Here is an 11,542-nt window from a genome sequence, read left to right on the forward strand (position 1 = left end):
AAACCCGGCTAGCTATATAAAGTCTTTTAAATCCTGCAACAAATACTGAGAAAATCGGTCGGCCTTTTTTCTTGACACACCATGTGATGGGCAATCCCAAACAACAACGGGACACTCGCCATCTGCGTCATAATTTGTCGTATCCAGGCAATGATACTCATCCCCATCGATATTTCGAACCACGATCAAATGAGGTGGGAAGCCCCGTCCCACTCTTTCTGTCATGGTAAACCAAACTGCATCAGGCACTCCTGAGTTGTCGAAATCCTGATCAATCACTCCATAATATTCATTTGGACCAAAATCCAACGTCCCCCAGCGCATCAGAAACTCAACATATGATGGAGGAAACACCACTCCCAAATACCTCTGCGCCTCATCAATAAGACTAAGGGGCTTTTCGCCAGAGCTATCAACGAAATCGGCATGCTCTTCCAAAATCCGATCAATTTCTTCGAAATCTTCAGTCACACGTACGCCGCCTTTGCTTGTCAAAAAATCATCTCCTTCACCAGCGATTGAACAGACATATTCAAAATACTGTTCAATTGGCTTGAGATTCGAATTTTGCTTCATAAGCAGAACACCGAATACGTCTGATGCCAGAAGTGTGCGGATTGAGCCTCAAGTCAAGGAAAAACCACATATATAGATTCAACTTTTGCATCGGCATTTTCGTCGTAGTCAGGGGCATAAAACCTTAATGAGCCATTCAAGAAATTTATGCCAGAAGAAGTCTCTTCGGACTGAAACCCTAACCCCCCCAACAACACCGATATCTCTCGCAAACCCTTACCAAACAATTGCAAGCCATTAATCGCCAGTTTGGACTCAGGGAATGTTTCCACACCTTTTACAATATCGTGGACATCATAATAAATGTAAATACCAAGCTCATCGTACGCATCGGTCGTACTTTGCGAGAATTCATTCTTCTTAAATTCCGTCCATTGCCGGCCCAAGATTTGACGAGCATCGGCCCTGCTCATGCCTAAGCAAATTGGGCCAATCTGCAGTTGCGGCTTATACGTTAACTCCATACCACCACCTCGCTTATTTGGAAATAAAGTCTTTGGGATCAAGCGTTTTCGCATACTTAAGCATTTGCTTGATTTCCTTATCATACTTATTGCCAAATTTTGATCGAATATCTTGCACATCCATATCGATGGCTTCATCGAGCTTACCTTGCTTGAGCAGCTCACGCTGCTGAGCTCGGTAGGCAACAGCTTCATCTGACGAGCCACTGCTCGCTGTCTTCCGATGATCTTCTGGCTTCATTTTTATAGCTGGGCCATCCGCAGAACTAATTGGTGCTCCCTTATAAGCATCCTTAGCTGGGCAATGGTGAGAATCACAACCATCGTTCACCGGCTTCGAAGTCTCGCGATGTGGGCCACCAATGACCTCCTCCTCCTCCTTCCTCACCACATTCGGCTTGTTCGCATTCGCAGTCGCCCCTTCAGCCTTGGCCTCCGTTTTAGCTTCCGCCTTACCCTTGCTCAACAGCCCCTTCAACTTTGCATACAACTCAGCAAGCGCGCTCTTCTCCGCACCCGCCTTCTCTGCCACCTTGATCTCTTGCTCCAGCACTTTTACTTCGTGCGCGAGCTTCCCTGCTCTGCCAATAACACCAGCACCAGCTGCGCACACGCCTTTGAAGCAGTACCAGTCTTCAATGGCATCCCCAGCCTTTGAGACCACTTTTGCCGTCGTGTGTGCAGCATCCCCAACCCGTTCGTGCTGCTGAACAATGTCTCGGCAGTCTTGATCACCGTTGCAATTCTTGAGGTTGTCGCTTTCCTGCGTAATCTGCTTCTTCGAATAGGCTTTGTCGCTCTCACGTTGCTCTGCCTCTTGCTGCTCAGCGCGCTTGAACGGATCACTGCTCCCTCGTTTCTTGAGCGCCTCTCGCTTCCGGAGCTCAAAATTGGCCTGGTGGTCGCGCTCCTTTTCCTCGTCGGTCCGCGTATCACACGTACCAGGATCGCCATAGCAGTGTTGCGAGTTTTCGTAGCCATCCAAATCCTCATACACCGTCGGATTTGCGTAGGCGTACAGATACTTCTGATAGGACAGCGGCTCTTCATCCTTGCCCGCGGCCGGGTCTTGGGTAATGAAGCGACCAATTTCCGGATCGTAATACCGCGCCTTGAAGTAAATCAGCCCGCTCTCGCCATCCATCTGGTGGCCGGTGTAGCCGAACTTGTTGGCGCTGCTGCCCACCTTCAGCGTCGGGTTGCCCCAGGCGTCGTAGAGGGTTTCCGATTGCACGGTGCCGGTGGCGTCGGTGGTGGCGATGATGCTGCCGAGCGCGTCGTGCGCCAGTTGTTGCGCGCCTTGGTCGCGCTGCCACATGCCGATCGGGTTGTGGCCGGCGAAGTCGTAGCGGGCCAGGAGGCCGGTGGCGTCGGTGTCTTGCAGGGCGTTGACGCCGTCCCAGTAGGTGTGGAATTGCTGCGTTACGCCGTTGACGGTGGCGTTCTTTTCCACGCGGTAGCCGTCGGCGTTGTTGCGGTACTGGCCGAGCGGGGTGCCGTTGCGGGCGATGCTGATCAGCTGGTCGCGGCCGTCGTAGGTGTAGACGGTGGTGTCTGCGCCGCTGGTTTTGCTGGTCAGGTTGCCTTGCGGGTCGTAGCTGAGCGTGATGCTGCTATTGCCCTTGGTACTGTCCTGCACGGTGATGCCGGTGAGCTGGCTGCGCGTGTTGTAGCTGTAGGTCTTGTTGAGGCTGCTGGTAGTAGCGCCAACGGTGGTGCTCACGTTTTCCGTCAGCCGGTTGCCGACCGCATCGTAGCTGTAGCCGGTGCTGCTGCTTTGGTTGGCGTCGGCGACGGTGGTGCCGGTCAGCCGGTCGGCGGCATCGAAGGTATAGGTGGTGAGCTGCGCGCCGGTCGGACGGTTGACCTTCTCCTGCAAGCGGTTGCCGTTCTTGTCGTACTGGTAGCTGGTGCTGTTGAACGGCGCGCCGCTCTTGCCGTGTGTGACCGTGCTAACCCGCTTGCCAAGGTCGTAGCTGTAAACACTGTTAATGCTGTTGGTAATGGCGGCTTGCGTCAGCAGCAGGCTGGAGCGGTCGTAGGCGAACGTATCCACCCCGCCCTGGCCGTTGATCTGGGTCAGGCGGTTGAGGACGTCGTAGCTGTAGTTGGTGATCCGGCCATCCGGCTGGGTGAGCAGTCGGGTGCGGTTGCCGTTGGCGTCGTAGCTGTATTGCGCAACGGTGCCATACGGATCGGTGCGGGTTTGCAGCCGGTCGAAATCGTCGTAGCCGTTGGTGGTGGTGAACGTGCCGCTGCCGTAGTTCTCGATGACGGAAAGCACGTTGTTGTTGGCGTCGTAACCGGTGGTGACCCCGCTCAGGCCGTCGTTACTGCGACTGAAGGCCTGGCTGGTGTCGCGGTTGAGCGCGTCATAACCACGGGTGATGACGGTGCCGTTGGCATCGGTATGCGTCAGCAGGTTGCCGTTGGCGTCGTAGCCAAAGCTCTCCGTCGCGCCGTCCGGGTAGTTGACGCTGGTGCGGCGGTTGAGCGCGTCGTAGGCGTAGCTGGTGTGGTGGCCGTTGCCGTCGGTGAGGTCGGTATGGTTGCTGTTGGTGTCGTAGCCGTACTTGGTCGTGGAGACCGCATCGGTGACGAGCACCATGCGATTGGCCGTGTCGTACTGGAAGCTATCGGCATTGCCCAGCGGGTGGGTGATGCCGAGCTTGTTGTTGGCTAGGTCGTAGCTTTGGCTGGTGGTTTCGCCGGCGGCATTGGTGCTGCTGGTGAGTCGGCGGCGCTGGTCGTAGATATGGCTGGTCTTGCGCCCTTCCGGATCGGTTTCCAGCGTGACATCGCCCATGCTGTCGCGCTTGTAATGGGTGATGGCGGCCAGCAGGCGGTTCTCGGCCGTGCGCAGGTTGCGTTTGTCGTACTCGTAACCGACCTTGTTGCCGGCGGCATCAGCTTCGAACAGCACGTTGCCGACGCCGTCATAGGTCAGCCCACGGATGGCGAGGCCGGCCTTGGTGGTCACAAGCAGGCGGTTCAGCGCGTCGTATTTATGCGTGGTGACGATGCCGCGTTTGTCGGTTTCGCTGGTGCGGTTGCCATTGAGGTCGTAGCTGTAGAGGTTGGTCTTGCTGAGCGGATCGGTGATCTGCGTGAGCCGGTTCAGGTCGTCGTATTGATAGCTGGTGGCATTGCCATTGGCATCGGTGCTGCTCACCTTGTTGCCGACCGCGTCATAGCCTTGCAGCAGCTTGCCGCCCAGCGCGTTGTCGGTTTCGGTCAGGCGGTTGAGCTTGTCGTACACATAGCCGGTGGCATTGCTGCGCGCATCGGTGGCTTGCGTGCGGTTGCTCAGCAAATCGTATTTGAAGCTGAGCTTGCGGCCTTCCGGCAATTGGCTGCTGATGCGCTGGTTCAGCGCGTTGTAGCCGTGGGTGCTGGTGTTGCCGTTGCCATCCGCCTCGGTCAGCAGGTTGCTGTTGCTGTCGTAGCTCCAGGTGCCCGCCGCGCCCACGAGGTCGTTGGTGGAGGTGCGGTGGTTGAGCACATCGTAAGCATGCGTGATGGTGTTGCCGTTGGGCTGCGTTTCCTGCGTGAGGTTGCCTACTGCGTCATAGCCGTAGCTGGTGACGTATTTCTCCTGATCTTGCTGGCTGACCTTGCGGTTGAGCGCGTCGTAGGTGTACAGCAGGGTGCCGAGGTTGGCGTCGACCAGCTTGGTCAGGTTGCCGACCTTGTCGTACTCGCGGGTGGTCTGCTGATTGAGCGGATCGATGGTGCGGATCAGGCGGTTGGCGAGGTCGTAGCCGTGCTGGGTGCTCTGGTTGAGTGCATCCGTCTCGCCGGTCTTGTTGCCGTTGAAGTCGTAGGTGTATTTGAGCGTGCGGTTCAGCGGCTCGTCGGATTCCACCAAGCGGTTCATCGGGTCGTACTTCGACTGCGTGAGGCGGTTGAGCGGGTCGGTCTGGCTCAGGCGGTTGCCGTTGCCGTCAAAGGTGAATGCCCAGTTGCCGCCGGCTGTGTCCGTAGTTTGCTTGCGCCGGCTCAGGTCATCGTATTTATGGGTGGTGGCATTCCCGAGCGCATCGGTTTCGGTCAGCACGTTGCCGACCTCGTCGTAGGCGTATTGGGTTTTCTTGCCGAGCGGTTCGGTGCGCAGGGTCAGGCGGTTGGCGCCGTCGTACTGATAGCTGGTGGCATTGCCGAGCCAGTCGGTTTCGCCGGTCTTGTTGCCGACCGGGTCATAGGTATAGGTCTTGCTGTCGCCCTTGGCGTTGGTGGCTTGCGTCACCAGGTTGATGGCGTTGTAAGACCAGCCGGTGCTGTGGCCGGCTTCGTCTTTTTCAGTCAGCTTGTTGCCGTTGGCATCATAGGTATGCGATTTCGAGCCGCCCTTGGCATCGGTCTGGCTGACCAGGTTGTCCTGGCCGTCGTAGGCGTAGGTGGTGCTGTTGCCGTTGCCGTCTTGCCGCACGATGGTGCGACCGCGTTCGTCGTGCCCTTCCTTGCTGACGGCCCCGATCGGATCGGTGACGGTATCGACATACCCCCACGAATCGTAGGTATACCGCGTAACGCCGTGCATGGCGTCGGTAGTGCTGGAACGATCGCCGTTGCCCAGATAGGTGTGCTGGATGACGCCGCCATCCGGGTTCTTTTCCTGGGTCTTGTTGCCCTTGCCGTCGTAGCTATACGCATAGGTCTGACTGTTGCGATCCGTATGGCTGAGCATGCGGTTCTTGATATACGGCGGTGCGGTCTGGAGCATGTAGCTCCAGCTTTGGGTGAAGCCGCCAACGAACTCGCTGGTCATGTTGCCGCTGACGTCATAGCCGTAGCTGGTGGTCACGCCGCGCCCGTCGACCTTGCCGAGCATGACCACGTCGTCGTTGGACCAGGACATCTTGGTGGTGCCGGCCGCATCGGCAATGGAAAGCGGGCTGCCGTGCGCGTTGAGTGTGTACTGGGTGGTGTGGCCGTCCTCGTCGGTCACGGTGGTGTTGTTCCAGCTGACCGTATCGATCGAGAAGCCGACTTTGCCCAGCGGGGTTTGCACCTCGCTCACAAAGACGTATGGCATGTTGATCACGATCGCGCCGTTCTGCAGCTTCATGCTCTGGCTGTTGAAGGTGTAGCCGGTGCTATTGCCGTTGGGATCAACGGCCGTTTTCATCAGCGTGCGCTGCCGCCATTCGGGCGCATCGGTGTGGTAGCTGAAGGTTTCGATCTTGGTCGGCGAGCCGGTGCGGGTCACCTTGGTCAGGTTGCCGTATTCATCGTGCTCGAACAGCAGCTGGATGCCATCCGGGCCATCCACTTCCGACACCATCGGAAAGCTATGTTGGTGGTTGCTGGTCTTGACCAGCGAATTGAGCAGCACATCGGTGTATTTGAAGGTCACCGTGCGCTTGTTGGCGTCGGTCACCTGCGTCACACGGGGTTCCGGGGTGGCGTTCAGATCCCAGGTGTAGGTGCTGCGGTTGCCGTTGCTGTCCTCGACGAACGCGAGTTTCCAGTTCGAGCCGGCACTCATGAACGTGAAGTGATAGCGCGTGCCGTCCTTGCTGTAGAAATCGAAGCTGTGATCGGTGGCGTTGGCAATCAGCGTGCCGTGGTAGCCCTTATCGGGCTTGAGCGAGCCATCCGTTTGCGGGAAGAAGCGCAGGCTGCCGCCGTCGCCGGCGTCCACCATCACCTCGCCGCAGCTATTGATCTGGATGCCGGCATCCATGCTGTGCGACCAGTTGGCGCCCATCACGCCAATCGCGCCATTGCCGCCGGACGAATACGTCGGCGTGAAATCCAGATCCGGGCCACGGCCTTGCAGGCTGAAGCCGAGCGAGCGCGCGGTCAGCATGCCGTTGCGGACGTTCACGCCCTTCACGATCGTCTGCCCGACCGGCAGGTTGTTGGTTTCCGTATAGCGGGATTTCAGCTCGGCATCACGCGTTTCCTGCGCGCCGGCATCGTTGACCGAGGTGGCGACCAGCGTGAGCTGATAATTGCCGGCCGGGAAATTCTCCGGCAGCAAGTCGTAGCTGTAGCTGCCAGCGCTATAGCTCTTGCCGGAGAACAGCTCCGTTTCACCGCCGTTGGCCGAGCCATCGTCGCCCAAGGAGACGTATTTCAGCGTTGCCGTCACATCCTGCGTGAATGCGAATGCCACCGAAGTGCCGACATCGCAGACCCGTTGGTTTTCCACATCGATCTGGCGCGACATCGACAGCGCCGTCGGGAAGTTGAGGATCAGCTGTTCGCGCAGCGGCAAGGTGTACTGATCCGCGCGGACTTCAATATCGCCGCCGCGGTTCAGCACCAGTTGCGCCTGGTATTGGTGCGTGATGTCGAACTGGGTCGAGCGCGGCACATATGCAGCGCCCGTGCCCTTGCGGCTGTTGCCGACTTCGTAACCGATCCAGTTGCCGTTGTCGGTGAAATCCATATCCGCCGACAGGGCGTTGTAGTCCGACGGATCGATGGTGTACTGCACCTGCACCGGGTAGGTACTGGTGCCGTCCACACCCAGGAAAATATGGTTGGTGGACTGCCCGCTTGGCGCGCCGTCCGATTGCACCTGCTGAATCTTCGGTTTTACGGCATAGACGGTGGCAACCGTTCCGTTCGTCGTCAGGTTGGTGGTCTGGATCTGTACGCCGCTGCTGGTGTTGGCCACGGTCGTGACCGGAATGTTGGCATTAGCCGCAACCTGATACTTGCCGGGCAGGCCGCCCGGGCTCACCGACGCTTGATACGAGCCTGTCCCGACCCGGCTGGTCGAGGTGACCGCTCCACCTTGCGGCATCGTTGCATTCACGGTGCCGTCTGCCGGCTGCCAGGTCACGAATGGCGCGAATACAGCCTTGCCATTGACGATCTTGTAGGGCCAGTTGGTGGCGCGCACCTGGATGTTGACCGGTGGTTTGATCGGGCTGTAGGGCAATGCCGCCGCTACCGGATTGCCGTTCTCATCCACCAGCTGCGAGCCGTTCAGGGACACGGCATATTCCGCATTGCCATCGGGCGTGCCGCAGCTGCCAAGGCCTTTGTACGCGGTCTGCTTGTTGAAGTTGCCGATATTGGCCGTCACCGTCGTCGTGCCGTCCAGCGTATTGCTCATCAGCACACCAGCGCTCACGGCACCGTTGGAATCCGACATGGTGCTCAGCGACGCACCGCCGCAATCGCCCAGCGTCGGCACCCCGCTGCAAGCGCCCGGCATGCCTTTGCGAACCTCGAACACGGCGCCGGGCTTGTAGGCGCTGACGTCACCGAAGTTACAACCGATTTGCGTGCTGGCGCCAAAGTTGCCCGAGACGTTGGCAATCGGGTTCTGGTATTGGTCCTCCACCACATAGGTGACGGTATCCGCCCACATCGACGCAATGCCGGTCGAGACCGGCACCGACGTCTGGCGCAGGTTGGCCTGTTTGTCCGGCATGCCGATGGCGGTGAACGGGCTATCGATGCGCAACAGGCCCTTGCGCGTGGTCACGGCGGCATCGATCTGGTTCAGGCCGGCACGGGTGACGAATTTGTCGGCCGGATTGCGCTGCATATAAACAGGGCTGAGGTTGGTCTTGGTGCCCGGCGTGAAGCTGACCTGGGCCACGCCCAGCGCATCGGTCGTCACATCCTCGGTGCTCCCGCCATCGATCTGGCCACCGCCAGTGCTGACGGCGAAATGCACCGTTGCGCCCTTGACCGGCAGACCGGCCTTGTCGACGACCATCACCCCCAGCGGCGAACCCACCGGCTGGCCGACCGTGCCAATTTGCGCATCCGCCACGCCCAGCTTGTAGATGGCCGCGCCAGACAAGGGGTCGCTATTGTTCGGGTCGCTGTTGGCATCACGCAATGCGTCGGCGAGGAAATCGAGCGTCCAGACCCCGCCCGGTACGGCGGTCGAACCACCGGCCAGGCCGCCGGAGATGAAATAACCCGCTGCGCCGCTGGCCGGATCGGTCGCCCGCCAGGTTGAACCGCTCCATGACTGATACTGGATCTGCTGGTTCGGAATATCGACGCGATAGCCCGCATTCACCAGGTTGGCGACCGCGTTCTTGACCGATGCCGCATGCGGCGTGGCATCCAGCGAGGCGATATTGCTGCGATCCAGCGACAGGATCGGCGTGCCATTGGCGTTGGCGACCGCCAGGCCGCGATCCGCCGAGATCGAGTCGGCGTCGAAGTTGTCCTTGAACACCACGTGTTCCAGCGACGAGCCATGCAAGGCGGCCAGCGCCAGCACATCCTGACTGCGCGCGCCAACGGCCTCCAGCGGATGCAAGGCCGCATCCACCGTCACGCCCTGCCAGCTCAGCGTATACGGCTCGCCGCCGATCGAATCGGTGCGCATGGCGTTGCCGACCAGCGTCACGGTCGGTAGCGGGTGAACGGTGCGGGTATCCAGCAGGCCGCCCAGCTCATCCTCGCCGGACGACCAGCGTCGTGCATAGGCAACGGCAATGCCGTCGAGCAAGGCACCGGCACGCGGCTCGGTCTGGCTGCCGGCGCTGTCCGTGGCCGGGCGAGTCGGGCTTTGCGCGATGGAGACCGCCTGATAAGCCCCCGCCAACACGGTTTGCGCCAGCTGGGCGGTGCCCGCCGGGCTTTGCAAAGTCACTTCGACCCGCAGCAGCGTGCCGGGGCTGACCGGATCGGTGGCGACTGCGGTCACTTCACCATCCAGCCGCAGTTGCGGCCGCAGATTGATCAGGTAAAGCGGCACCAGATCCATGCCGCCAAACAGCAGCATGAGCCGGTGATCTGCGATGCTGGCCGGGCTATAGGACAGCGTGAAGCGACGATTGCCGATATCCGCCACCGGGAAGCTGCGATCCAGCACGATGGCATCGGATGGCGTATTGCCCTTGCGGATGACGATATGCGCGGTCACCCGGTCGGCATCGGCCAGCGCCGGGCTTTCCGAATTCACCGCCAGCACGTTGTACGGCAGCGTATTGGGCAACAGGCTGAGCGACAGCGGCGTCACCGTGGCAACGGCGGGTTGCTGGGCGTATTCGCCGCCGCCTGCCGTGTTCAATGCGTTTTGCACTTGTTGCTGCACATAGCCGAGCAGATCGACATTCAGCGTCGGGTCTGCCAGATAGGCTTTCGAGAGTTGCGCCGCTGTACCGGCCTGGCTCATGCCGGTGCCGGCAGCACGCCAGGTGCTGTGCTTGTAGGAGGCATCGAGTGGCAGCCACGTCTTGCCGCTGGCATCGACGAACGCCCCGCGATAGTTGCTATAGGGCACGTAAGCGCTGACCCAGGTGTGCACCACCTGCACCGCCGCCAGCTTGCCACCCTGATTGACCGGCGAGAACGGAATACCGGCTTTGCTCAGGAAGGCCGGCACTTGATTGATATCCGACAAGCCCAGATCGGTTGCCAACTGCGCGACCGGCCAGCTCACCACGCCATGCACATACCGGCCGGGCACACCGGCAGCGCGCAACAAGGCCAGCAGCAGGCTGGCTTGATCGACATCGTTACCCGCGCCGGAACGCAATACGCCCACAGCGCCCTTGGCCGAACCCGCGTACCACTCGGTGCGGGTCTGGTTGCGCACGTATTCATAGATACGCACGTAATCGTTACCCAAGGCCGTGGCCTGGTCGGAGATCTCTTGCGACAGCGGTGCATCAACGCTATCGGCGCTGTCGTCCGGGGTGAGGCTGATTTCGGTTTGCGTGGCGTAGCTCGGCACCACGTTGGGGGTCAGTACCGGTTGATGCACCGGCAGGCTGACCGGGCCCGCCGGCAGATTGCTGGCACGCAAGATGGCCGGATCGGTCTTGACCGTCGGCGCTGCGCGCAACAAGGCCAAAGCCTGTTGCAGCGACGGGCGCTGTTGTGCGGCGGTGAGCGTGAATGCACCGTTGGCATCACGGGCAAAGGCCGCATCCAGCAGGGCCACGACTTGATTGGCGGTACTCAGGACTTGATCGCGAATTTGGCTGTTGCGGCCCACATAGGCCGCGCCATCGGACGACGACTGCAAACGCGTCTGCACCGACTGGAATTTGTTCTGCACCAGAATCAGCGCGGCGTGCCAGCGGCTATAGATGCCAGCCAGCGATTCAGCCTGCGCGCTGCTCTGCAGTGCATTGATCAAGTCGGCCTGGGCGGCGCGCAACTGGCGAACTTCCTGGCCGCGATCCACATACGGGCTGCCGTGCGCCTGGCTGGCGGTGGCGGACAAATAGCGATCGATGCCGCCACGCGGGTTACGGCCGTGGGCGATGTCAGACAGGATGCGCTCGGGTAGCTCGGCCGTCGTTGGTGCGCTGGCTTGCCGGCTGGCGGGGGCGCTGGCCGGGGCGGATGCAGCTGCACCATGACTCAAGGCCGGGGCCAGCAACAGGCACATGCCGGCTGCGGTCGCTCCGGACCATTCAAGGGCGCGAGAGAAAAATTGCTGCATCGATTGCATCGTCGTTCGAGTCTGATACGTCAAAACATCACCTGACTGCCAAGCTTTTACCGTGGCGTTGCCTGTCTGGTTGGAACCGACCAGCGACGCCGCTTTTTCCTGCCTTTCTCCC

3 protein-coding genes are annotated in these 11,542 nt (G+C 60.0%); all 3 read right to left on the reverse strand.

From position 1 onward, the window contains the following. Window positions 1–12: 12 nt before the first annotated feature. Genes BR41_RS23695 through BR41_RS15470 form a run of 3 tightly spaced genes read right to left on the reverse strand, consistent with a single transcriptional unit; the run spans window position 13 to window position 11,421 of the window. Entirely contained in the window at window positions 13–576 is a 564-nt protein-coding gene (locus tag BR41_RS23695) for an SMI1/KNR4 family protein (RefSeq protein WP_084187251.1), read from the reverse strand. 53 nt (window positions 577–629) lie between these two features. Further along, window positions 630–1,094, reverse strand: coding sequence for a hypothetical protein (locus BR41_RS15465; protein WP_156970742.1), 465 nt, complete (start codon window positions 1,092–1,094; stop codon window positions 630–632). Further along, a complete protein-coding gene (locus BR41_RS15470) occupies window positions 1,054–11,421 on the reverse strand; it encodes an RHS repeat-associated core domain-containing protein (protein ID WP_169741313.1) in 10,368 nt (3,455 codons plus the stop codon). Before BR41_RS15470 ends, BR41_RS15465 begins: the two co-directional genes overlap by 41 nt. Window positions 11,422–11,542 lie beyond the last annotated feature (121 nt).

This window comes from Andreprevotia chitinilytica DSM 18519 (genome assembly GCF_000711875.1).
GTDB classification, from domain to species: domain Bacteria; phylum Pseudomonadota; class Gammaproteobacteria; order Burkholderiales; family Chitinibacteraceae; genus Andreprevotia; species Andreprevotia chitinilytica.